General features: G+C 53.2%; 21 protein-coding genes. 7 read left to right on the top strand and 14 right to left on the bottom strand.

The annotated features are described in order from the left end of the window. The 3 genes from IPG22_00115 to IPG22_00125 form a co-directional block, all read right to left on the bottom strand. On the bottom strand, positions 1–361 hold a 361-nt coding region (locus tag IPG22_00115; protein MBK6586712.1), incomplete at its 3' end, for a hypothetical protein. Positions 362–603: 242 nt separating this feature from the next. Then, a complete protein-coding gene (locus IPG22_00120) occupies positions 604–1,053 on the bottom strand; it encodes a hypothetical protein (protein ID MBK6586713.1) in 450 nt (149 codons plus the stop codon). Positions 1,054–1,186: 133 nt separating this feature from the next. Then, entirely contained in the window at positions 1,187–1,510 is a 324-nt protein-coding gene (locus IPG22_00125) for a DUF3703 domain-containing protein (GenBank protein MBK6586714.1), read from the bottom strand. 84 nt (positions 1,511–1,594) lie between these two features. On the opposite strand from IPG22_00125, the gene IPG22_00130 reads away from it, so the two are divergent. Further along, on the top strand, positions 1,595–2,191 hold the full coding sequence (locus IPG22_00130) for a c-type cytochrome (protein MBK6586715.1): 597 nt from the start codon (positions 1,595–1,597) through the stop codon (positions 2,189–2,191). A 44-nt stretch (positions 2,192–2,235) separates the two neighbouring features. Here the strand turns inward: IPG22_00130 and IPG22_00135 are convergent, their stop codons facing one another. From IPG22_00135 to IPG22_00145, 3 genes are all read right to left on the bottom strand, one after another. After that, positions 2,236–2,454: a hypothetical protein gene (locus tag IPG22_00135; GenBank protein ID MBK6586716.1), complete on the bottom strand. Its 219-nt coding sequence runs from the start codon at positions 2,452–2,454 to the stop codon at positions 2,236–2,238. 108 nt (positions 2,455–2,562) lie between these two features. Continuing rightward, the gene (gene ychF, locus IPG22_00140) at positions 2,563–3,666 is read right to left on the bottom strand and encodes a redox-regulated ATPase YchF (protein ID MBK6586717.1); all 1,104 of its coding nucleotides are present in this window, start codon (positions 3,664–3,666) and stop codon (positions 2,563–2,565) included. Between the two features lie 217 nt (positions 3,667–3,883). Beyond that, a complete protein-coding gene (locus IPG22_00145; protein ID MBK6586718.1) occupies positions 3,884–4,753 on the bottom strand; it encodes a hypothetical protein in 870 nt (289 codons plus the stop codon). A gap of 126 nt (positions 4,754–4,879) precedes the next feature. Here IPG22_00145 and IPG22_00150 point away from each other — a divergent pair, with 126 nt between their 5' ends. The 6 genes from IPG22_00150 (at position 4,880) to IPG22_00175 (ending at position 14,028) form a co-directional block, all read left to right on the top strand. After that, positions 4,880–6,895, top strand: a complete 2,016-nt coding sequence (locus IPG22_00150) for a hypothetical protein (GenBank protein ID MBK6586719.1) — start codon at positions 4,880–4,882, stop codon at positions 6,893–6,895. 6 nt (positions 6,896–6,901) lie between these two features. After that, positions 6,902–9,013, top strand: coding sequence for a glycosyltransferase family 39 protein (locus tag IPG22_00155; GenBank protein MBK6586720.1), 2,112 nt, complete (start codon positions 6,902–6,904; stop codon positions 9,011–9,013). A 186-nt stretch (positions 9,014–9,199) separates the two neighbouring features. After that, positions 9,200–10,855, top strand: a complete 1,656-nt coding sequence (locus IPG22_00160; GenBank protein ID MBK6586721.1) for a M20/M25/M40 family metallo-hydrolase — start codon at positions 9,200–9,202, stop codon at positions 10,853–10,855. Between the two features lie 81 nt (positions 10,856–10,936). Continuing rightward, positions 10,937–11,881 carry a nuclear transport factor 2 family protein gene (locus IPG22_00165; GenBank protein ID MBK6586722.1) on the top strand — a complete coding sequence of 315 codons (945 nt, stop codon included), beginning with the start codon at positions 10,937–10,939 and terminating at the stop codon, positions 11,879–11,881. Positions 11,882–11,922: 41 nt separating this feature from the next. Further along, positions 11,923–12,684, top strand: coding sequence for a hypothetical protein (locus tag IPG22_00170; GenBank protein ID MBK6586723.1), 762 nt, complete (start codon positions 11,923–11,925; stop codon positions 12,682–12,684). A gap of 57 nt (positions 12,685–12,741) precedes the next feature. Then, the gene (locus IPG22_00175; protein MBK6586724.1) at positions 12,742–14,028 is read left to right on the top strand and encodes an amidohydrolase; all 1,287 of its coding nucleotides are present in this window, start codon (positions 12,742–12,744) and stop codon (positions 14,026–14,028) included. An 83-nt stretch (positions 14,029–14,111) separates the two neighbouring features. On the opposite strand, the gene dps is transcribed toward IPG22_00175, so the two are convergent. From dps to IPG22_00215, 8 genes are all read right to left on the bottom strand, one after another. Further along, positions 14,112–14,588: a DNA starvation/stationary phase protection protein Dps gene (gene dps / locus IPG22_00180; protein MBK6586725.1), complete on the bottom strand. Its 477-nt coding sequence runs from the start codon at positions 14,586–14,588 to the stop codon at positions 14,112–14,114. 127 nt (positions 14,589–14,715) lie between these two features. Then, positions 14,716–15,378 carry a hypothetical protein gene (locus tag IPG22_00185; GenBank protein ID MBK6586726.1) on the bottom strand — a complete coding sequence of 221 codons (663 nt, stop codon included), beginning with the start codon at positions 15,376–15,378 and terminating at the stop codon, positions 14,716–14,718. A 16-nt stretch (positions 15,379–15,394) separates the two neighbouring features. Continuing rightward, the gene (locus IPG22_00190; protein MBK6586727.1) at positions 15,395–16,462 is read right to left on the bottom strand and encodes a hypothetical protein; all 1,068 of its coding nucleotides are present in this window, start codon (positions 16,460–16,462) and stop codon (positions 15,395–15,397) included. Between the two features lie 17 nt (positions 16,463–16,479). Then, positions 16,480–17,400 (bottom strand): hypothetical protein, encoded by a 921-nt coding sequence (locus IPG22_00195; protein MBK6586728.1) that lies wholly within the window; start codon positions 17,398–17,400, stop codon positions 16,480–16,482. Further along, positions 17,400–18,029, bottom strand: a complete 630-nt coding sequence (locus IPG22_00200) for a hypothetical protein (protein MBK6586729.1) — start codon at positions 18,027–18,029, stop codon at positions 17,400–17,402. Before IPG22_00200 ends, IPG22_00195 begins: the two co-directional genes overlap by 1 nt. 113 nt (positions 18,030–18,142) lie before the next feature. Beyond that, positions 18,143–19,075, bottom strand: coding sequence for a GGDEF domain-containing protein (locus IPG22_00205; GenBank protein MBK6586730.1), 933 nt, complete (start codon positions 19,073–19,075; stop codon positions 18,143–18,145). Positions 19,076–19,220: 145 nt separating this feature from the next. Continuing rightward, positions 19,221–21,752 carry a hypothetical protein gene (locus tag IPG22_00210; protein ID MBK6586731.1) on the bottom strand — a complete coding sequence of 844 codons (2,532 nt, stop codon included), beginning with the start codon at positions 21,750–21,752 and terminating at the stop codon, positions 19,221–19,223. Positions 21,753–21,755: 3 nt separating this feature from the next. Next, positions 21,756–22,529: a hypothetical protein gene (locus IPG22_00215; protein MBK6586732.1), complete on the bottom strand. Its 774-nt coding sequence runs from the start codon at positions 22,527–22,529 to the stop codon at positions 21,756–21,758. Positions 22,530–22,598: the final 69 nt, after the last annotated feature.

Below are 22,598 nucleotides of genomic sequence, written 5' to 3' on the forward strand. Positions count from 1 at the left end.
TCTTTTGTGACTTTCTTTTCTTTGTTGTGACTGCAGCAAAGCATGAGCAGGCATCGCCGCTCTTGGCGTGTGCGGTATGATCCATGCCGGCCATACCCTTGTGCATTTCGGCCATTTTGGCGTCTTCGCCGTCCTTCATCATCGGGCAAGATTCGCCGTTCGCCATCTTCATGTCCTTCATGTCGTGGCCGGCCATGCCGTCTTTCTTTTCGGCCATCATCGGGCAGGAATGCTCGCCGTTAGCGGCCATCGCCATTTTTTCGCCGTGCTTGGCGTCCTTTGACATCATCGGGCACGAATCGCCTTTGCAGCAGCATTCGTGAGCCGCTTCGCCGGTCGTTTTGTCCCCGGCTTTTTTCATCGGGCAGGAATCGCCGCAGCAGCTGCAGCATGATGCTGCTACCGTTGTTTCAGCGTTGGTCGTGGTGGAATTGAATGCGTAACTGCGATGCCGAGTCCGAAAAGGACGACGGCTGTAAAGATGACTAATAATTTTCGATCTCATGATATGTCTCCGTATAAAGCTGTAATTAGTAACGTGTCTAGGCACACGAACATGGGTTACGGCGCATGCAAAGAAAGGCTCTTCGCACGAACCTGGCTTTAGATACGGATGACAGAATGAAGTATGCGTTCACCGCGTCGGTCGAGCGGTGGAGGGCGATAGACAGGCGTAGGATCTATGTGCAATGAAACGATCGAAGGCGAGGCAAATCTGTAGATCTCTACATTTGCCGCCGGAACTGAATCAGCAGCCAAAACCAATGTTGCCCGCGTCTGCTTTTCAAGCGGAACAGCAAACATGCTGACCGGCATCATGCAGCACGAAGCGACAGTTGCACTGACCTTTTCGGCGTTTTGATCTTTTTCTTCGGCTTCTTTCTTAGCCCTGCGGCAATGTTCCGAAAGGTGTGAATCGTCGGACGACGGCATTGCGGATGCCATCGCGATCTGCGAACAGTAGGTGAGGCAAACGAAACCGCCGACATTTAGACAAAGAAAAGCCAGCACGAACGCGGCCAATGTCTTTTTTGTCGTCGATCTCTGCATCATCAAACTCAATATAGCACTAACGTCGGGTTTTGCAAATCATTATCTGGTCTACCCAGAACGATGATAGGAATGCCTGGAAAGAATGCGTGTGACGGCAATCACAAAGGTGCATTATTTTGCGGAATCTAAAATCTCAGCCAGGTCCTTCTCGACCGGCATCGGTTCGAAAAAACCAGACATTCGCACCGCCCGTGTTGCCTTTGGGATAGATGCCGAGCGGAGTTTTGGTCGCGGCACCTACGATGCGGATCAATTGTCCCCAGATCTCCCGCGGCGACCGCATTTGCAGCCCAAGCTTTAACATCTTCCAGTGGATACGCGTGTGATCGACGGTCGAGGCCTGGCCGAGCACATGCGCTCGCTCGAGGTCTCGAAATGCCGACGCACGATCGCCCTGCTCACGAAATTCACTCGCGATCTTTAGCTCGGATTCGATATGATCCCGCAGTGATGCCATAACAACCCAAGCATCTTGGATTTGCTAAACATTGTCAATCGACTTGTCGCAAACTAGAATTAGGGGGGCAGTCTTATTAACTATATGAAGCTGTTATTCATAACCGCCGCCGCTCTTCTTTTCACAGCCTGTTCCACGCCGAGCCCCGCGAACAGAGTGGTCCCGCCGGCAGTCGAAAGACAAACCTACAAGTCCGTCGGCATCGTAAGATCCATCGATATCGACACCGACCGCGTTACCGTAGATCACGAAGAGATTCCGGGCTATATGGCTGCGATGGAGATGAATGAAATGGTTGCCGATCACGAACTGCTCGGCAGCATCAAGGTTGGCGACAAGGTCGAATTCGAGATAGAACGGCGCGGTTCGACGGTCATTTATACGAGTTTCAGAAAGATCGGCACCGTTGCCGTCGTCAACGGCAGCGAGATATACAAAACGAACTGTGCCGAATGCCACGGCGGCAGCGGCGAAGGTACGAAGAAAGGAATTCCGCTGACGAGCGGCCACGCTCTCGACCATTCGGAGGAGGGCCATATCAAGCAGGTAACCAATGGCGAAGGAAACAAGATGCCCGCGTTTCGCGACAAACTAACGGCCGAGCAGATCAAAGAGGTGGTGCGGTTCGTTCGCGAAGATATTCAAAAAGGCCTGAAACGGAACGAAGGTCACAAGCATTGACCACGGGCGGCGAGATCGAACAGGAGCAGAACTCAGAGGCGTTTCTAGCCGAGAATATCAGGCCACGCGTTCACAAGACTAAGGTTACGCTCGACCGCGATATGCTCAGCGATACCGAGTTTCCGATCGAGGCGAAACGCGGCGACGTCAAAATAGATCGCCTCAGCCGACTCAACTCTAAAAGACCGCCGCGAACGCATCCTGCGAATTATCGCCGTTTCCGGCATGTCCGATCTATTGTCATTTACGTCGCGGTTTCGCATGTCCGGATTTTATCACTTTTGGGGAAGGGAACTACAGGGATAAAGGAGATGATGGGGATAAGAAAAAAGACTTTCTCTAGATCCATTTCATCCCATTCATCCCTGTAATTAAACATTAAACCTAAAATCCACCACGTCGCCGTCCTGCATGATGTATTCCTTGCCTTCGAGGCGGGCGAGGCCTTTTTCGCTGGCTGCCTTTCTTGAGCCGCAGGCGACTAGGTCGTCGTATGAGACGATCTCGGCGCGGATGAAGCCGCGTTCGATGTCGGTGTGGATCTCGCCGGCGGCCTGAGGGGCTTTGGTGCCGATAGGGATCGTCCAGGCGCGAACTTCTTTTTCACCGGCGGTCAGGAACGACATCAGGCCGAGCATATGGTACGCGGCTTTGATCAGTTCGTCGACGCCGCTGGAGTTGAGGCCGAGGTCTTTTAGGTATTCGGTGCGTTCCTCGGCGTCGAGGGCGACGAGTTCGGCTTCGAGCTTGGCACAGATGACGACGACGTCCGCATTTTCGCTGGCGGCGTGTTTCTTTACGGCCTGCACGTGCGGATTGCTGTCAGGGTCAGCGAGCGTTGCTTCGTCGACGTTGGCGGCATAGATCGTCGGCTTCGTCGAGAGGAAGAACCAGGTTTTCAGCATCGCACGCTGGTCGTCGGTCAGGTCGGCGGCACGAGCGGGCCGGCCTTCTTCGAGCAGCGGTTGGATCTTGTCGAGGATCTCGATCTCGAGCTTTGCCGTCTTGTCCCCCGAGGCTTTGACCGCTCGGTTGGCCTTGTCGCGGCGTTTTTCGGCCGAGTTCAGGTCGGCGAGAGCGAGTTCGATCTGGATCGTCTCGATATCGCGGATCGGATTTACCGAGCCTTCGACATGGACGATATTGTCGTCGTCAAAACATCGAACAACCTGGATCACGGCGTGAGTTTCACGAATATTCGCGAGAAACTGATTCCCCAAACCCTCGCCCTTCGAAGCTCCGCGAACCAATCCCGCAATATCCAAAAACTCAACCATTGCCGGGACGGTCTTTTGAGCCTTATTCAGCTTTTCCAGCACGCCGAGCCGTTCGTCAGGCACCGCGACCATGCCGACGTTCGGTTCGATCGTCGCAAAAGGATAATTCGCCGCCAAGGCCGATTCCTGAGCGGTCAGAGCATTAAAAAGTGTCGATTTTCCAACGTTGGGCAGCCCAACAATTCCAGCTTGTAACATAAGAGCGTTTTTCCGTCCCGTTTCAAAAACTCTTATTCTACAATTCTCCGCGGATATTGCGAAGCTCACGTGAACCCGGGCCGTGATGTCCGTGAACTAATTGTCAATTGTAAACTGGAAAATTGGCAATTGGTGGTAATATTCCGCCAACCAATTAACAATCGAACAATTTACAATTAACGATCTAAGCAGCTAGACACCCTGGTTACTCGCTGGATCACTTTCTTGCGTAGAACATACTAATTCCAGTCAAACGATTTACATTATTTTTGCTTAGCCATGGATATCTCTCGCGAGCGAGGTTTGGAATGTCAGCTTCGCGAATCTCGCCGGCTAACTCGCGTTCGCCGAGCTGATAGATATACGATTCGGCTTCGTTGGCTAGCGTGGTGAGGCGGTCGATCTCGGGGTCGTCGAGTTCGGGGTGGAAGACGCGGATGCGGTCGTGGATCGGTTTTCGGAAATTTTCGCCCCATTCGGTTGCGAGTTCGAGGTCTTTGTTGAGGAGTTCGGCTTCGTGGTCGGGTTCGTAGGCGGTGACCGAGATCATTTTTACCTCTTCACGAGGTGCGATCGGACGTTCGTCATTACGAATGCCCGGATATGCGGCCGAGAATCTGGGCGGGAAGAACTTGATAAACGTCAGCCGTCCGGTCGAACGGTCTGCAAAGGTGATCATCGCCTCAAAAAACCCGGGCCGCAGGTGGCCGATGTGGAATCGGTACTCGGTCTCGTCGCCGTTTGCCGACGGAAAATAGCTGTCCACCTCGACCGATCTCACACGGTCGTTAACGAGTATAGACTCAACGCTTTGCGGAATAACGAGCACTTGAAAATGGATCGATTCGTCGACTGTTATGCTCGCAATATCTTCGGCTCTTTCGCCGATCGCGTATGAAGTCACGACGACCGGGCATTGGCCGGGCGGGATATTTTCGGCGAAAGGCGGGCAGATGATCGAGCCTTGTCGATCGATCGTCGCCGATGTGCCGTCGCCCCGATCGGGCAGGGCCAATTGCGGTTGGTCATCGAGGTCAAAGAGCGTGCCCTCGGGGAAGTATGGATTGGGGCCGAGATAGATGAGCATCGAGGAAAATTCTATCTGAAAAAGGCAGTTGCTGGCGAGCCCGCGTTCCGCTTCAAAACGTTAACTAAAATTGTGTTTTCTGCGCGAATTAAAGTAACTTATCTAGAAGTCCGCCTCGCGTAAAATATGTTTATATCATTGATCCTGATCGCTCTGCTCGCTTTTGGCGGAATGGCGCTGACATATCTCGTCGCCATGGAAAAACCGATGGTCTGGCGGCTGTCGGCGGGAACGGTGATCGGTTCGGCTGTTTTTGGCATCGCGTCGTTCGTCGCGGCATCTGTCGCGGGTTTTAGTGTGCCGGTTTTGATCGTGGCACTGACGATCACGCTGCTGCCATTACTGCTGCTGCAGCGACCGGATATTCGAAAGAACTTCCTGCACGACTGGGCCAAGGCGAAAGGCACGCTGCAAGGTGCAAATGCCAAAAAAATGCGGCATTTGGCGTATTACGCGGGCTTCTTTCTGCTTTTCTTTCTCTTCTTCGACAAGACGATGTTCATGATGAACGGCGGTATCCATACCGGCGGTTCACAGAATCTCGGCGACCTGCCGTACCACCTCGGTACGATATTCAGCTTTACAGAGGGCAATAATTTTCCGATCGTAAATCCTTCGTGGGCCGGGGCAAAATACACATATCCGTTCGTCGCCGATCTGCTGAGTGCGTGTTTTGTGAAGCTCGGTTCGGACGTCATCAATTCGATGTTCGTGCTGAATGTGGCCTGGGCGTTCTCGCTGTTCGTAATACTCGAAAGTTTTGTCGTTTCGCTCACTGGCAGCAAACTCGCGGGCCGCATTGCTCCGCCGCTGCTGTTTCTGAGCGGCGGCCTTGGCTTTTGGGCGTTGTCAGCCGACATGGCGGCTTCCGGCAAAGGATTCTATGACACGCTGATGAACCTGCCGCATGATTACACGATCAACGATAAGTACCGTTGGGGCAATTCGCTTGTCGTATTATTTATGACGCAGCGAAGCCTGTTGCTCGGAATGCCGCTCACGCTGCTCGTTCTGAACTATCTGTGGAAGGTCTTCGCCTCTGAAAAGCCCGAAACGGCGGCAGTTGAAAAGATCGACAGTGAGGAAACTGACCGTAGCACTTTGTCACTTTCCAGCTTTCCTGTTTCCGCCTTTCTCATCGGCCTTCTCGCGGGAACTCTCCCGCTGATCCACATGCACAGCCTTGTGGTACTTTTCATCGTGACGGCGTTCCTATTCGTGATGCGTCCGGGGCGTTGGATGGAATGGATCACCTTCGGCCTAGGCGTGTCGGCGGTCGCGATCCCCGAACTCGCCTGGCTGATGACCGGAACTGCGACCGAATCGACGAAGTTTTTCGAATTCTTCTTCGGCTGGGACAAGCGGGAGACCGAGTTTATCTGGTTCTGGTTTACAAATACCGGCCTGTTATTTCCTGTCCTCATAGCCGGCATCTGGGTCTATATGACGGGCGGAAAGCTCGCGATACCTTCGGGCGAGGTTGGCAAGGTTGAAAACGCCGCACCTATCGAGCTGAAAAAGACATTGGTGTTGTTCTATGTACCGTTCTTTTTCCTTTTCGTCCTGTCGAATTCCGCAAAGCTTGCCCCGTGGGAATGGGATAACATCAAGATCCTGATCTATTGGTTCACCGGCTCGCTGCCGCTGGTAGCGTTGGCATTGGCGTGGGCGTGGGAGAAGAATAAAGTTCTCAGAATCGTTTCGGGCGTTTGTTTTGCTGTGCTGATCTTGTCAGGCTCGCTCGATGTCTGGCGGACCGTTTCGGGACAGATCAAGTACGGAGTATTTGACGCAGACGCGATCAAGATCGCCGATCAGATAAAGCAGAAGACCGATCAGAAGGCTGTTTTTGTTAACGCTCCGACGTTTAACTCGGCGGTTGTGCTCTCGGGGCGGCAGTCCGTCATGCGGTACAGCGGCCACCTCGCTTCGCACGGGATCGATTATTATCCGCGTGAGGCTGAGATCAAGCAGATCTATCAGGGCGGCGGCGTAGCGGATATTTTGCTCAACAAATATAATGTCGATTACGTCCTGATCTCGCCGGAAGAGCGAAATACGCTCAAGGCAAACGAAGATTATTTTAAGAAATTCCCCGTCCTTGCTGAGGCAGGGCAATACCGCGTTTACAAGGTGAAGTAGGTCGAGATGGCAAAGAAAAAGAAGATAGCACCAAAGGCTTCAGAGTCTACGGTCGAAGCGATAGTTGAAGAAAAAGCTCCGGCAAGAGCGGTCGTAACAGATTTTGTCGAACCCGTAAATGCGGCTCTTGAACGAGATAAAGTCTGGCTCGCCTGCTCAGGCGCGATCATCGCCCTCGCGGCGTTCCTGCGCTTTTTCATGCTCAGCCTCAAGCCTCTTCACCACGACGAAGGCGTCAACGGCTTTTTCCTGACCACGCTTTTTAAGGACGGCATTTACAAATACGACCCGGCGAATTATCATGGGCCAACTTTGTATTACATCTCGGTCGTCTTCGCCAAATTATTTGGCCTCGAAACGGTTCCGGTGCGAATGAGCATGGCGATCTTTGGCGTACTGATGGTCGTGCTGGTTTTGTACCTAAAACGCTATATTGGCAAGGTCGGAACGCTCGTTGCAGCATTATTTGTGGCCCTTTCGCCGGGAATGGTGTTTATCTCAAGGTATTTTATCCACGAGATCTTCTTTGTCTTTTTGAGCCTTGCGATCGTGCTTTCGGTACTGCTTTTCATGGAGAAACGAAAAGCCGGGCCCGGAGCGATCGCGTGGATGTCGGTACTGCTTTTTACTGCCTTAGCTCCGGTTTCGCTTAACCTTGCAAAATTTATTGGCGGCGACAACGAGGGAGCTTTGTTTGCATTCCGCATCGCTTTTTTTGTCGTCAATGCTGGTTTTGTTTACTACATAATCAACAGATTGCTTGCTTGGGACGAAGGCCGCCCACTTTATTTAGTCCTCGCCTCGGCGTCGGTTGCTCTGTTTTTTGCAACAAAGGAAACCGCATTTATCACGCTCGGAACGATGGCCATCGCTTGTTTCAGCGTCTGGGTCTGGAAGCAGATAAAGGACAACGAACCGTACCGGACGAACTGGTTTGGGATCATCCTGGGCATTCACGGAGTCGTAGTGGCGGCGGCACTCTTCAAGCGCGATACGATCGCCGATGGCGGTAAGTGGCTTTCCGATGCGTTTTTTCCGGCCAATAAACCCGCCGAGCCTTTTGTTTTCTACGCGATCATCTTCATTTTAGTCGGAACGGTCGCGGCATGGCTGGTGTTCGTGTCGGATCTTAGAAAGGCAAACAACACTGAATTCGCCGAACCCGTCGAGGTGTCCTGGAAAGCTTTCCGTCAGGGCCTCGGTGAACGGTCTGAGATGATCATCACCTGCGCGGCTGTTGCAACGGCATTTGTTTACGTGAGCGTGTTGTTTTTCTCGTCGTTCTTTACCTATGCGGAAGGCGTTTCCAGAGCTTTCGAGGCTTATGCGATCTGGACCAAAACAGGAAATAAAGACCACACGCAGAGCGGTTACGTCGGATACATAAAATGGGGAATGAAGGTCGAAGCCCCGATCATGGTTCTATCGATCCTCGGCAGCCTGATCGCATTGCTGAAAGGCAAGCATAAGTTTGCCATCTTCACGGCTTTTTGGGCGATGGGCCTCGCGGCCGCGTATTCGATCATCCCGTACAAGACTCCGTGGCTCGCTCTCAGCTTCTTGCTTCCGATGTGCATCGCCGCCGGATACGGGCTCGGGCAGATGTTCAACTCGGGCAGCAAGAATCAGAAATATGCGGCGATCGCTCTCGGCATCATCGGTTCGGGCCTGCTTGCCTATCAATCGTATCAGCATAATTTCGTTCGCTACGACGATGAAGATGAGCCGTACGTATACGCACACACGCGTCGCGGGCTTCATGACATGGTTAGCGAGATCGAGCGTTATGCAGCGAAGAGCGGGAAGGACCTGGACGCAACGATAGAGATCGTTTCGCCCGATTATTGGCCCTTGACCTGGTATTTGCACAATTATAAGGCAAATTTCCACGGTTCTCTCGTCGATGCGAGTACGTCCGAAATGATCGTGGCAAAAAAGGGTGACCAGGACACCGCGATGATCCAGAAATACTCGACTCATTATAAATACGCAGGCGTCTATCCGCTCCGTCCGGGGGTCAACTTGGTACTTCTGGTTAGAAAGGATATCGCCGATGCCAAGGATCAGGAGATAAACAAAGTAACCGAATATAAACCTATTCCGGGCTACACGAACTAGGGCCGAAAGACGCCGAGCAGAACCATCAAGCGCCGATGACGAAGTGAAGAGCGTCATCGGCGCATTTTCGTTATGAATGACCGAAAACCTTTTCTGGTCATTGTTCGTATAAAAGTAACCATCCAGAACTGAACGGCTGCATCCGTTGGGGTTTTCGGACATAGATATAAAGGAATAAGAAAGATCATGACAAGACGCCATTTATCACTGATTCTCGTTTTTGTAATGTGGGTGGCTGCCCCTGCTGCGCTCGCACAAAAGTCCGCCAAGCCTGCGGCCAAGCCGTCGACACCGAGCTTTGGCAATGTGGACGGGATCTCCGCGAAGCAGCTTCGCGAATATCTGACGTTCATCGCGTCGGACGAGCTCGAGGGCCGCGATACGCCTTCGCGGGGGCTCGACATCGCCGCGATGTTCATTGCACAGCACCTGTCGAGCTGGGGAATCAAGCCGGCGGGCGACAACGGCAGCTACTTTCAAAAGATCCCGCTGCGGCTGAACAAGATCGACACGGACAAGACGCGGCTTGAGATAAACGGGCAGTCGTACACATACGGCAAGGACTTCCTGGCGAGCCAGATCGGTGCCAATATCGCGGGAGCACCGCTCGTCTTTGTCGGTAACGGCTGGGTCATCAAATCGAAGAACATTGATCCGTACGCTGGGCTCGACATCAAGGACAAGGTCGTCGTCGTGGTCAATACGCTGCCGAAGGGAATTACATTCAATGATCTCAAAGGCCCGGCTGGCGGTGATTGGTTTTCGCCGCCGCTTTACGCTCAGACGAATGGTGCGAAGGCGGTGATCGCGTTCTCGTCGTTCGGTAACCTGGCAAATTGGGAAGGCGTGAAGTGGAACCAGTCCGAGAAAGGGCAGGTCGAATTCGGCAAGCCGCAGACTCAGATCACGATACCGACATTCACCGTGACGCCGCGGGTGATCGGGGCAATGTTCGCCGGGGAAAAGGCGAGTGGCGGCAGCTTGTTCACCAGATCGATCACCGGCGATGCGATGGATTCATTCGACCTCAAGGCCGCGAAGAAGTTGAACGCGACCGTTGCTGTCAAGACCGAGAACATTCACACGCAAAATGTCGTAGGGATACTCGAAGGTTCGGATCCGGTCCTCAAAAATGAATACGTTGCGATCGGAGCACATTACGACCACGTCGGGATGAATCCCTTCGCGGCGGGCGACGACAAGATCTGGAACGGCGCCGACGATGACGGCAGCGGCACGGTCGCCGTACTGTCGATCGCCGAGGCTTTTGCAAAGGGCAAGGAACGGCCGAAGCGTTCGATGTTGTTTATCTGGCACGCCGGCGAGGAAAAAGGACTTTGGGGCAGTGAGTATTTCGCCAATAATCCGACGGTGCCGATCACGTCGATCATCACCGAGTTGAACATCGACATGATCGGACGCTACCAGAATCCGGGCGATGAAAATCATCCGCAGAACAAGAACCTCCCGAAACAGGGCGAGGTCTTCACGATCGGTTCGCGAATGATGAGCACCGAACTCGGTGATCTCAGCGATAGTGTCAACAAGACGTTTTTGAATCTCGCATTCAATACAAAATACGACGATCCTAAGGATCCGGAACAGTTCTTTTACCGCTCCGATCATTTCAATTACGCGAAAAAAGGAATACCGATCATCTTTTACATGGACGGCAGCCACGCGGATTATCATCAGCCGTCTGATTCGGTCGAGAAGATAAATTTCGAATCGATGGAGAAAGTGACCAAGACCATAATGGCGACCGGTTGGACATTGGCGAACACTGCAAAACGTCCGACGGTCGACAAGCCCCTGCCGGCATCCGTGCTTGCTGGGAATTAGGCTAGCAGGCAGACATCGTCCTGCTCGATGCAAATCCGTTCGACGACGCTTTCGCAGTGCGGAACTAAAGGAAATCAAATAATGATGAAAATAACATTGCTGCCCGTGATCATATGCGTGCTATCGACTGTTGCCTTTGCCCAGGATGACCGATCAATGGTGATGGCCGTCGTAGATCAGCTTTTTGCCGGAATGAAGTTGAAGAGCGCTGAGCAGCTCAAAGGCGTCTTCACCCCTGAAGCTCAATTTATAGCGATCGACAAACCGCTCGACGGCAAAGGGATCTCGACGTCGAGGGTGACGACCGGCGAGGCCTTCGTGAAGATGATCTCCGAATCGAAGAGCCCCGATTATGTCGAGAAGATGATTAATCCCGACGTACGGATATCCGGCGATATGGCAACGGTCTCGGGCAGGTATACATTCTACGTCGGCGATAAATTCTCGCATTGCGGGACCGACGTCTTTAATCTCGTTCGCACGGTTGCGGGTTGGAAGATCGCGCAGGGAGCATTCACGCTCGAGTTTCAATGCGATCGTGACCTGAAAGCGGTTGATGTACCAAAGATCGACGCGAATCCGGCTGACGTTGCAACGCTCGACGGCATCATCAAGGCGTTTTACGCGACCATCACTGGCCCAAAGGGACAACCGAGACAATGGGCCAGAGACCGGACGCTGTATATTCCGGATGTCCGTTTTGTCAGCATGGGCGAACAGGACGGTAAGATCCGTGCCGGAGTGTTGAGTCATCAGCAATTCGTCAATGGTAACAACGAGAATTTTGTCACGAACGGCTTTACAGAACGCGAGATCAACCGGGTTACCCAGCGGTTCGGTAATATCGCACATGTCCTTTCGACGTACGAATACTCCAACGACGATAGATCCGAAAAGGGCTGCGGCGTAAACAGCATCGAGCTTTATTGGGACGGAACTCGCTGGTGGATCTCGGCTGCGAGCTGGGATGACGAACGGCCGAATAATCCGATCCCGAAAGAGTATCTGCCCAAAGCGAAACCGTAGTCTAGAGCAAACCTTTTGATCCGATTCTTCGTTAACTCATTATGAAAATATTCAAATTAACCCTTTTGTTGATTCTCCTGGCAATGCCGGCTTTTGCTGGCGACATTAAATCTGGCGACGACGTTATTGCCGCGATGTACAAGAAATACGCCGGTAAATGGTACAAAACGCTGACATTCGTTCAGAAGACGATTCATCATAAGGATGACGGAACTTCGACGTCGGAGATTTGGTACGAGGCGATGACCGTTCCCGGCAAACTGAGGATCGATTTTGCGGATTCGAAGACCGGTGATGGCATTCTGTTCGCGGACGGCAAGATCTACTCATTCCGTGACGGAAAGCCCGCGACTGGACGGCCGTTGGTGCATCCGTTGATGGTGCTGGGTTTCGACGTTTATGGCCAGCCGGCGGCGACGACTGTCGAACAGGTCAAAGGCCTGGGTATCGACCTGTCCGTTGTTCACGAGGAAAAATGGATGGGCAAGGATGTCTACGTGGTCGGTGCCAAACAGGGTGACGTGACAACGCCGCAATTCTGGGTCGATGAGAAAGATCTAGTTTTTGTGCGGCTAATACAGACTCAGGGCCGCGATAAAAAGAGCGTCGCGGAGACCCAGTTCAACCGATATGTAAAAGCCAAGGGCGGCTGGGTTGCGGCCGAAGTCAAGTTCTTTGTCGATGGCAAGCCAACGACCACTGAGGAGTATTCGGACATTCAGGCGGGCATGTCCCTGAATCCTGACCTTTGGAATCCTGATAAATGGACGACGGTTGACAAGACTTATTATAAAAAGAAGTAGCCCGTCGCGGAGCACCGCGCTACAATTGCAGGCATTCTAGTCTTAGGAGTTCATTAAATGAGAGTGCTTGCTGCTTTTTTTATTCTTTGTTCAATTGCTGTATCGGCCTTCGGAGTCGATATGTCGGCCGAGATCAATGCGGCTACGGCCAAGGTAATGCCGCAGGTCATAGAATGGCGGCGTTATCTGCACCAACATCCTGAACTTGGCAATCGCGAGGTCGAAACCGCCAAATACGTCGCCGAACGCTTGAAAAAGCTTGGCATCGACGTCAAAACGGGCGTCGCAAAGACCGGCGTTGTCGGAATCCTGAAAGGTGGCCAGCCAGGGCCCGTCATTGGCTTGCGAGCCGATATGGACGGCCTGCCGGTGACGGAGCGCGTCGATGTTCCTTACAGATCAACGGTGAAAAGCGAGTATAACGGCCAGACGGTTGGCGTTATGCACGCTTGCGGACATGATACGCACGTAGCGATGCTGCTGGGAACGGCGACAGTTCTTTCCGGCATGAGGGACAAGATCAAGGGAACGGTCGTATTCATCTTTCAACCGGCTGAAGAAGGTGCTCCGGCGGGTGAGACCGGCGGGGCTTCGGATATGGTCAAGGAAGGCGTGATGGACAATCCGAAGATAGACGCGATCTTTGGAATTCATATCAACTCCGCGACCGAGATCGGTAAGATCAAATATAAATCCGGGGCCGAGATGGCGGCGAGCGATTGGTTCAGCATCAAGATAAAGGGCGTGCAATCGCACGGTGCGTATCCGTGGCAGGGAATCGACCCGATAGCGGTGGCGACGCAGATATATACGGGTCTGCAGATGATCGTTTCACGGCAGTCTGAACTTCCGAAAGCTCCGGTGATCATCACGGTAGGCAAGATGACCGCCGGCGTCCGTGAGAACATCATTCCTGAGGAAGTCGTCATGGCGGGAACCATCAGAACGCTTGATACTGAGATGCAGAATGAGGTTCACGAAAAGATCCGCCGAACCGCTACCAAGATAGCGGAAAGCATGGGAGCTACCGCAGAAGTTACGATCGATCGCAAAACTCCGGTAACGTATAACACTCCCGCGCTAGTCAAAAAAATGCTTCCATCACTCGAAAAAGCAGCAGGAATCGGCAATGTTATCGACGCCGAATGGGTGACCGGAGCGGAAGATTTTGCTTTTTATGGCGAAAAGGCTCCCGCGTTCTTTTTCTTTGTGGGGGGAATGCCTAAGGGTAACGATCCGAAAAAAGCGCCGTCGCACCATACGCCCGATTTCCTTATTGATGACAGCCGGTTGGACGTTGGCGTGAAAGCATTCTGTAATATTGTGTTTGATTACACGAAATAGCCGCCAGCGAGATAAATATATTAAAAAAAGCGGGTCCGGCCCAATTGCCGCCCGCTTTTTTCTATTTTGACAGTCTAATGCTCTTAGCTTTGCAGATGTGCTTCGACAAACCAGAGCTGTTTGTCGATCGCCCTTGAAATACCCGTGAACAGATCAGCGGTGTCGGCATCTCCGAGTTCGTCAGTCGTATCGATATCGGCTCGAACTTTTTTGCCGAAATCCGCGAGTGCCGTCGAAAGTGCATCAACGTGGGCAGCACCGTCAGTGATCTCAAGCGGATACTCCGCGAGCGATGAGTTCTGAGCGGCCACTCGGATCGTCCCGAGGGCGGTTCCGCCGAGTGTCGTGATGCGTTCTGCGATATCATCGACGTGCGTATCGAGCTCTGTTGCGACCTGATCGAAAAGCTCGTGGAGGGCGATGAAGTTCATTCCCTTTACATTCCAATGAGCCTGTTTTGCCTGTGATTTCAGATCCGAAGCGTCCGCGAGCCGCTGATTTAGGATCGCAATTATCTTTTCCCGTTTTCCTTTCGCAATGTCTATTTTTGTATTGTGCATAGTCTTCCCTATCGTTAGAATTATTCTAATTCTTATAATGCCAAGTGTCAAGAGCGGGTGTGGTATGAACAGATCCTGGGATCGAATTGACCGTGAGAGATTATTAACGGCGTCGCAATGCGGCGACCTATCTTGTGATCCTGGTATTGCCAAACGGCCGGGTACCGCGGTTAGGAACGAACCGGTTTCCACTCGTGCCGCGGAATAGAGGAGTAAAAACCCATTTCGAGCGGCTTTCGATCCCGTAATACGAAATGATCGATTTTCCTTTGCTCTGACTGGCGACGCCGATGAACGGAGTATTCTCTGTCATTAGATCAAGACTGAGGTCGTCATCATCCTCACTTTCGACCTCATCATCGGTTTCAGTGTTCAGAGCGCTGACCACCACTATTCCATAGCGGTCGAGAGTAGGGCTTGAGTTCGATGGCAAGGTTCCGCCATTATATGCCTGAACCCGCTTGGCGAAGGGCCCAAGCGACGTTGCGTCCGCCTTGATCAATCGCCAGCGTCCGTCCTCGCTGAGCGGGTCGATCGCTGCTGATGCTCGCAATATCTGACGTTTCTTCGTGCCCTGCGGAAGTCCTTCGAGCAGGTCATCCATTGAACTTGGCAGACGAGAGCCGCGATAGAATTCGACATACTGCCGGATAGCTTCAGCGACCTCTTCGCCGCGGCGGATCGATTCGAGTTCCTTCTCGCGCTGTATTTCCTGTTGGATCGATGGTGCGACTGCGAGCAGCCCAATAGCGAAGACCGTCATGACGGCCATGACAGCGAGCAAGGTCATACCGCTTTCGGTTTTTCTATCTCGGCCGTGGTGGATCGTCATTGTCGTCAACATCATCCTTTGTCGTCGGTGGACGTTTCTGGTCCGGACGCTGCGGCGGCTGCGGGACCATGCGCTGCATATTGGGATTAGCACCACCTTGCCCCGCCGGGTTGTACGGAACGAAGGCTCCGCCCGGCTGTGTGCCGCCCGGGCCGGCGGCGGGAGTGATCGCTATCCGGTGTTTGAATCCCAGATTGACATCTTCCAGGACGACGGCAGCCGCAGAAATGTCAATAAGTCTAAATCGTGCTCCGACAATATCATTCAGACGGGCACCGAACGGGACAGTTTTACCTGTCTCGAGAAAGTACGCCGTGTCGTTGTTGTAACGCTTCCGGCCGATCATGCCTATATACTGCAGGGTCGATGGCCGAGGAGGAGCCATAACGGTCATTGAGAGCGGACCCGAGTACGCCACGCCGTTAGGAGTCTGCACAATGATCTGTCGCTGCCCTTCCTGTGCGACCATATTTTCTGTGATCATCGCCGTTAGCTGTTGCGAACTAACAAAGTTAGTCGGCAGTTCAGACTGGTTAAAGTAAATTCGTGCGTCAGGCGTAAATCGGTCGCCGGAGATCTCGAGTTTTATCATGCCCTTCGTACCGGCATAAACACTCGCTGGTGTGACCGAATTAGCCAAAAAAACGGGTGTCGGAGCTACTGTCGGAGGCGGTACGACTGGTGTTGGCGGTGGCGTCGACGGCGGTGGCTGATACGGCGTTGGCGTTGGCGGCTCGTAAAAAGCGAAAATATTCCGGCCCGGATCCGGTGCACCGAACATACCCGGTCTATACACGACAGGAACAGTGATGTTGAGGGCATTTTCGTCCGAAGTGGGTAAAGTGAATTGGTCATTTTTGACAGTCGTCACTTTTTTCGGTGTTGGCGTCGGAGAAGCCTTCGTCGTTGCAGTGGTAGCCGAACCCCCAAAGAAACTGCGGCCAAATGCCATATAGAGTGCCACGAGCGATACAACGCCGAGCACCGCTGCGGCGATGATCTTATTTCTCTCGCTTGGAGTTTTTCCGTCGAACAATCCCATTACTTCTTATTCAATGCTTACTGCGCCGCGGGTGCCGGAGCTTTATTTGGCCGGCGAAAATACGCTGCTAATTCAATATGCAGGCTGACGGTTTCACCGTGTGTCTTGCCCTGCTGTTTGGCCGAAACTCGCGGCTGTTCCTGAACTGAACCCGGCTGAGCCCCCGGAATGCTTCTCGGGTCGACCATTCCCGGCGTTCCCGGATTCATCGGATTTGGGGCGGCGGCGGTCTGTCGATTTGTGTCAGGAGCCGTTTGGTCGCGGCGGTTGTTGCTGTCCGAGGGGGCGAGTTCGACCGTACTTACGATAATAAACTCCCGCCCGGTCTCTATCTCACGTATAAAGCGCCGAAGATTCTGATACGAACCTTCAAGAGTCATCGTGGCATAAACGCCAGGATAAATACTTCTAAACTTGGCACGGCCTTTTTCTTCTTCTGTCTGGCCTTCGCCTTTGATCTCGCTGGTCTCGAGCGGCACGTAGTCCGGTCCGGTTGTATTCACGAGGCCGTAGGCACTGATGAGCCCATTTAGCCGCTGATAGAGTGCGGCTTGTCCGGTTGATGTGACCGGCAAAAAGCGTGTTTCAAAATCATCGATACTATCGACGATCTTCGTGACCTGCGACTCGGTGTTCGTTATCTCGCCGTATTTTGATTTGGCGGTAAGCAGTTCCGATTCGAGACGGTCAGCCTCGGCTTTGTTTTTAACGAGTAAATTGTTGGAAGGCACGACCCAAAAAAAGTACGCTACCAGAGCCATCAATACTGCCAGAACTCCGGCGGCGACCGCTCCGATCTCGGGCGGTCCCCACATTCCTGCATAGACTTTTCTCGGCCGGTTCGAGGGTATCGAATCCGGGGCCTCGACGACGATGACCGTCTCTTTAACTTCGAGTGCGTCGGAAAATTCTTTTTGATCGATCTCAGGTTCAGCCATTATTGAGCGTTGCCTCCCTGGAGATTTTGAGCCGTCTCAGATACCGCGGCCGATGTCGAATATCCGTAGCCCGGCGTATAGATCAGGCGGAACGTATATTCGGTAAAGGTGACCCGCTCATTCTTTTGCAGATCCTGCCCGCGAAGCTCAGCGAGAAAAAGGCCCGAATTATTCATTCGCTCGATCATCTGCATCACGGCCGGATAATCACGGCTGATAACACCCAGTTCCAGTTCCGCTTTGATGCGGTCGCCATCCTGATAGATGTTCTCAACCGAGATACGCGATGCGCTGACGCTGCCGGGAAGCACAGCTTCGAGGTCGGCAAAAAGGCGTGACCAGCCAAACGTTTTGTTAGCCACCAGTTTGTGCGAAGCCGAAAGGATCGCTTTCTGATCCGGCGTTAAAAGCTGCTGTACTTTTTCTCCTTCGCCTTTCAGCTTCAGAATGTCGGCCTGACGCTCTTGAATGGCTTTTGCGAGGAGATCGTTCTTACTGCTGTTATCTCTGAGTTTAGCGATGCAGTAGACGCCGCCAGACGCGCTCGCAACGAGCAAAAGGCCAGCGATAAGATACGGCAGCACCCGGTTTCTGAACGGATGGGTTGAAAGATTTAGCTTCGTGATCACCTGTGATTTACTACGTTATGCTCAAGCCCTGCGGCGAAAATTGCAAAATAAAATACTAGCACGAAAGATTTCCATTGTCTTTCACGTTTATCGGGGTCTAATTGTTGCAATATTTAGTCGCGACGCGGCCGCGGCGGGCGCTCGGCTTCTTCCTGCGTAATGTCGCGATATGCGGCGACGCGGTTGCGGCCTTCGCGTTTAGCTCGATACAGGGCAGAATCTGCCATTTCGACAAGCTCGATCGGGTCATGCGAATCTTCGGGGAACGACGAGACGCCTATACTAACTGTTATATTGTGGGTTCCCTTAGTGTCTGCTTGACGAAGGACGCTGAAATTATAGCTTTCGATACTCGCCCGAATTCTTTCCGCCGCGATGAGTCCTTGAGGGAGATCCGCATCGAGCAGGAAGGCCGCAAATTCGTCTCCGCCGAATCGAGCAGCGGCGTCACCTGTTCGCAAGTTCGTCATGATCGAAAATCCGATCTCTTCTATAGTTTTGCTGCCGGTCAGATGGCCATGCGTGTCGTTTACGCTCTTGAAATTGTCGCCGTCCATCATCAGTACGCAGAATGGCCTATCCTCAGCTGTCGCACGGCCAGCCTCGCGGCGAAGTTCGGAGAAGAATGAACGGCTCGAGAGCAGCCCGGTCAGGTCGTCGTGCGAGATCAGTCGGTGGATCTGGCGTTGGTATTCGCGATCGATCTCGTCAAGCAGGTCAAATCTCAGTATCGTCTCGCCGATCGTTATTTTATCGCCATTGTTGAGCTTCTCGCGGCGGATCCGGCGGCCGTTAAGAAAGGTTCCGTTTCGAGAATCGAGGTCGGTCAGAATATATTCCGTTGCGCTTGGACGGTCGCCATGAACTGTCGAGACCTTGGCATGCTGGCGGGAAACCTGCGTATCGTTCACACGAACGTCTGCTTCGAGAGCCCGGCCGAGAATAACGTCCTCGCGTTCCAGCGGGATCGGAACGGCGATAAGCTCACCGCTAAGGAAAACCAAAGCAGGCTTAAGGTCGCGGCGGGTGATCTCGGAATCGTTCATATAGGCCGGGTGGGAATCGGGCAAGCATTTACCAGAATAACCTATTCGTTACAATAATTTCCAGACTTTTTTTCTGGGCTAAACCCAATAAAAAAGACGGCCCTGGCGAGGGCCGTCTTCCTATGCGGTTGCTTATCAGAAAACCTCAAGGCTGCTTAGCCGGAAATTTCTTGACTTCGGCGGGAATATTGATAACAGCGAGGTTTATTTCGCTCGTTTCGCGTCCGGCGAAAGCCTGGACCGCCAGCGGTTTCTGAGCTGAGACCATTTTCTCCGGCAGAGTTTTTTCGTCGAGTAGAAAAACATGTTCGCCCGGCGGCAGATCTGCGATGGTGAAGCTGCCGTCCGCATCGGTCAGCGTGTCGCGCCCGCTGCCCGTTACGACGCGAACGTCAGCGAGAGGTATTTCGCCTTCGTCGAATCTTCCGTTCTCGTTTGTATCGAGCCACACGCGGCCGGAGATGCGGCCGGTCCGGACAAGTCGAAAATCCTGGTTCGCCGTGTGGCCGGGCCTAAGCTTGGTTCTCTCGGCAGCGTTGCTCAGCAAGGTCAGATCGGCACGCACCGAAAGCAGATCAAGATAGACTTCGTGATCGCCGGAAGTGATCGATTCGAACTGATAAATGCCGTTTTCGTCCGAGACCACGTAGCGATTACCGTCGACACGAACCTTAACGTCCGACTGCGGTTTATCGACCGATGGATCGAATTTTCCGTCCTGATCCACATCCTGATAAACGCGACCCGAGATCTTGCCAAAGGAATTTATCTCCGACGTTGGCGAATCGAGAAAAGCCTGAGCTTCACGCTTTCTGAAAAGCGTTCCGCGAAGACTGACGAGAACGGTGGCGCCGTTGTTCGTGTTGTAATAGTTGACCTGTAGCGATGCCTGACGCGGCAGTTTGACCGATGCTGCAAGCCGTTGGTACGGCGAAAATCCTGAGGCCGGCGAATAACTATAACCCGCTCCGGCGCTAAAGCTGAGACGCTGTTTGAGCAGATTCGACGTTCGCCAATCGATCTGGCCGTTGTAAGAACGCCTATTTCCGAATCCCTGGCTAATTTCGATCGCGTTCGTATCGTTTACCGAGAAATTGGCCCCAAACTGAGCATTCACCAACGCGGCACCGATATTCTTGATCCGCGTCGCGTTCGCGTATAGCCGCACTCGGGAAAAATCTTTCGAAGCGTTCAGTGTCGTAAACGAGGCCGATCGGATCTGGCTTGTGCTGCTCTGGGTATGCGAGAAATGAAATCGCGGAGCTGCCGCCGAAGGCGTGATAGCAAACGCCGCGGTCACAAACTTATTATTCTGCGTGTTGTCGCCGGGCCGACGCGAAATACTGGCGTTGATCGACGTCGAAAGCCACTTTGCCGGTGACCAAGTCACGCCGGCGGCTTTCATGTCGAGCGGTTCGCGAACGCCGGACTGCGGGCTGAGAAAATTGCGGCTGATATTCGTATATCGTGCCTGAACGGCGAGGTCTTCGCGGAGCTGGAAAGTTCCAGTGAAATCGACGGCTGTTCCGGCTCCCGCCGTGCGGCGGGTCGAGTTGTCAAGCCGGTCAAAGATTCCGTAGGCTATGTCGCTTTGCAGACGGATGCGTTCGGACTCATACGAAACGTTTCCGGTACCGAAAGTGCCGTTCCGGTTCGCCGAGCTAAACCGCATTGCTCCGCCCGAAAAAGTAACTTTTCTGCTGTTTTGGCCAAACACATCTGATCTGCCGGTGACAAATGCTCCGAAGATATTCGTGTCATAGCGCGCCAATTTGCGAATGCCGAAATACTCCCCGGAAAACTCGTTGGTGAATGGCAGCACAACCCCCGAATAAGTTCGTCCGCCAAACCCGGTGACCGTGAGATCACCAACCGGAGTACTTACTGAAAGACCTCTAATATTCGCAGCCATGAACTGAAGAGTTCCGCCGGTACCCATGTCTCCCGCCGTGATATGCTGTCCGTTCGGGCGTTGGAGATTGAAGGTGGCATTCTGCACCGAGATGCCGCGGGAAGAACTGCTTGCATTTGAAGAAAACGAAAATCGGCCATCGGCGAGCCGTCCCGCGCCTAGCAGCACCAAACTGTGAGCTGCTGTCGACGAATATCGATTGAGGTTATATTCGTAATCGATCTGCTGAATGTCGGCTATGCCTCGTGCGTTCTTGGTTTGATTGGCTGAAGAGGCCGGAATTCCACGGGTGATCGTGACAATGTTCTTATCGCTTTCGTAACGGATCGACACCTCAAAAAGGCTCGCCGCGATCTCGATCGGGAGCATGAATTCGTAAGTATTAGGAGGAAAATTGATCTCGCTGGCGTTCGCAACCGAGAGAATAGCCGAGCCGTTTTCCCGCACCTGTCCGACGCGGGCGTTAAGCTCCGCGACAACGCCATTCGATCGCCGAACGCTAACCGAACGCGATGCAGAAGACATAGTTACCACATCGCCGAGAGCCTGGGCGATCGCTGCGACCGGCACAAGAATACGGCCGTTAAGCCGCTGGGCACTGCTGTTGGGGCCGGACAAGGTCCGCCCGTTGACCGTTACCGCTGCAAATTGGATCTGCGAAGAATCTGCGGTATCACTGTTCGCCGCCAAAGCAAACACGGGCCCGAACGCTGTAATAAGCGCCAGAAGGCCGATGATCGTTATGTTGGCTAGCTTGGAGTTCATCTTTTACGGCTTCTTGGCAGGCTTGTCTCCGGCAGCGATCTGTGTCTTGACGACCAAGTCGGTGATGCCTTCCGTTACTTTTCCACCATCCTGGAAATCGATGCGGTACTTGACCGTGTAGCTTCCGGGAGCAAGGGCTTTTGCTATTGTTACCGGCTGATCAAGCCGGGAACCGGCAAGTACCGGCAGGATCTCGGATTCGGGAACGTCGGCGACCCTTTTGCCGTCCACGTCGAAAACCTTGACGTTTGCGACCGGCCGGATGACGCTGTTGCCATCGTTCTTGAGCGTCGGCGTGACGAGAATACCGTCTGGCGTTGATTCGGCGATGAGGTTTTCAACGCTTCCTTTTTTCGTCAGGCCCGGTACTTTAATGTAAAAAACCGAAGCCATGCGGTAGCGAACGATCATCTGTTTGACGTTTGCCTCGTACTTCAGCTTTTCGGGACGCTGCTCGATGATGAGGGAAGTCAGGTGATCCCCAGGAAGGGCGTTCTGCGGCACGGCGATCGTTACGCGGATCTGATGTATCGTACCCGGAACGATAGCAGCCTCTCCCGGTGTATAAATGAGCCATTGGCTGGCGGAATTCTCGCGGGTGTTTGCTTTGAAATATTCCACCCGGCCGTCCTTCGTAATAGTCCAGTCGTTGAGCGAGGCGACGATCCTGACCGGTTCCTTGCTTTCGCCGCCGGCACGGTAATCGAGGTTGACGACGACCGTGGTCTCGGTACCCGGCTTCATGTCGAGTTCGAAACGAGCGGGAGAAACCGCCATGCTACCGCCTGCGGACACAGGGCTATTAGGGGGTGTTTGAGCCGAAATGACAGCTGAAAACGAGATTAA

It is taken from the genome of Acidobacteriota bacterium, assembly GCA_016703965.1.
Lineage (GTDB): Bacteria > Acidobacteriota > Blastocatellia > Pyrinomonadales > Pyrinomonadaceae > OLB17.

Excerpts from the sequence above, each read along its gene's own strand:
- IPG22_00120 (MBK6586713.1), bottom strand. The coding sequence starts at position 1,053 with ATGATGCAGAGATCGACGACAAAAAAGACATTGGCCGCGTTCGTGCTG.
- IPG22_00125 (MBK6586714.1), bottom strand. The coding sequence starts at position 1,510 with ATGGCATCACTGCGGGATCATATCGAATCCGAGCTAAAGATCGCGAGT.
- IPG22_00130 (MBK6586715.1), top strand. The coding sequence starts at position 1,595 with ATGAAGCTGTTATTCATAACCGCCGCCGCTCTTCTTTTCACAGCCTGT.
- IPG22_00135 (MBK6586716.1), bottom strand. The coding sequence starts at position 2,454 with ATGCGAAACCGCGACGTAAATGACAATAGATCGGACATGCCGGAAACG.
- ychF (MBK6586717.1), bottom strand. The coding sequence starts at position 3,666 with ATGTTACAAGCTGGAATTGTTGGGCTGCCCAACGTTGGAAAATCGACA.
- IPG22_00145 (MBK6586718.1), bottom strand. The coding sequence starts at position 4,753 with ATGCTCATCTATCTCGGCCCCAATCCATACTTCCCCGAGGGCACGCTC.
- IPG22_00150 (MBK6586719.1), top strand. The coding sequence starts at position 4,880 with ATGTTTATATCATTGATCCTGATCGCTCTGCTCGCTTTTGGCGGAATG.
- IPG22_00155 (MBK6586720.1), top strand. The coding sequence starts at position 6,902 with ATGGCAAAGAAAAAGAAGATAGCACCAAAGGCTTCAGAGTCTACGGTC.
- IPG22_00160 (MBK6586721.1), top strand. The coding sequence starts at position 9,200 with ATGACAAGACGCCATTTATCACTGATTCTCGTTTTTGTAATGTGGGTG.
- IPG22_00165 (MBK6586722.1), top strand. The coding sequence starts at position 10,937 with ATGATGAAAATAACATTGCTGCCCGTGATCATATGCGTGCTATCGACT.
- IPG22_00170 (MBK6586723.1), top strand. The coding sequence starts at position 11,923 with ATGAAAATATTCAAATTAACCCTTTTGTTGATTCTCCTGGCAATGCCG.
- IPG22_00175 (MBK6586724.1), top strand. The coding sequence starts at position 12,742 with ATGAGAGTGCTTGCTGCTTTTTTTATTCTTTGTTCAATTGCTGTATCG.
- dps (MBK6586725.1), bottom strand. The coding sequence starts at position 14,588 with ATGCACAATACAAAAATAGACATTGCGAAAGGAAAACGGGAAAAGATA.
- IPG22_00185 (MBK6586726.1), bottom strand. The coding sequence starts at position 15,378 with ATGACCTTGCTCGCTGTCATGGCCGTCATGACGGTCTTCGCTATTGGG.
- IPG22_00190 (MBK6586727.1), bottom strand. The coding sequence starts at position 16,462 with ATGGGATTGTTCGACGGAAAAACTCCAAGCGAGAGAAATAAGATCATC.
- IPG22_00195 (MBK6586728.1), bottom strand. The coding sequence starts at position 17,400 with ATGGCTGAACCTGAGATCGATCAAAAAGAATTTTCCGACGCACTCGAA.
- IPG22_00205 (MBK6586730.1), bottom strand. The coding sequence starts at position 19,075 with ATGAACGATTCCGAGATCACCCGCCGCGACCTTAAGCCTGCTTTGGTT.
- IPG22_00210 (MBK6586731.1), bottom strand. The coding sequence starts at position 21,752 with ATGAACTCCAAGCTAGCCAACATAACGATCATCGGCCTTCTGGCGCTT.
- IPG22_00215 (MBK6586732.1), bottom strand. The coding sequence starts at position 22,529 with ATGGCGGTTTCTCCCGCTCGTTTCGAACTCGACATGAAGCCGGGTACC.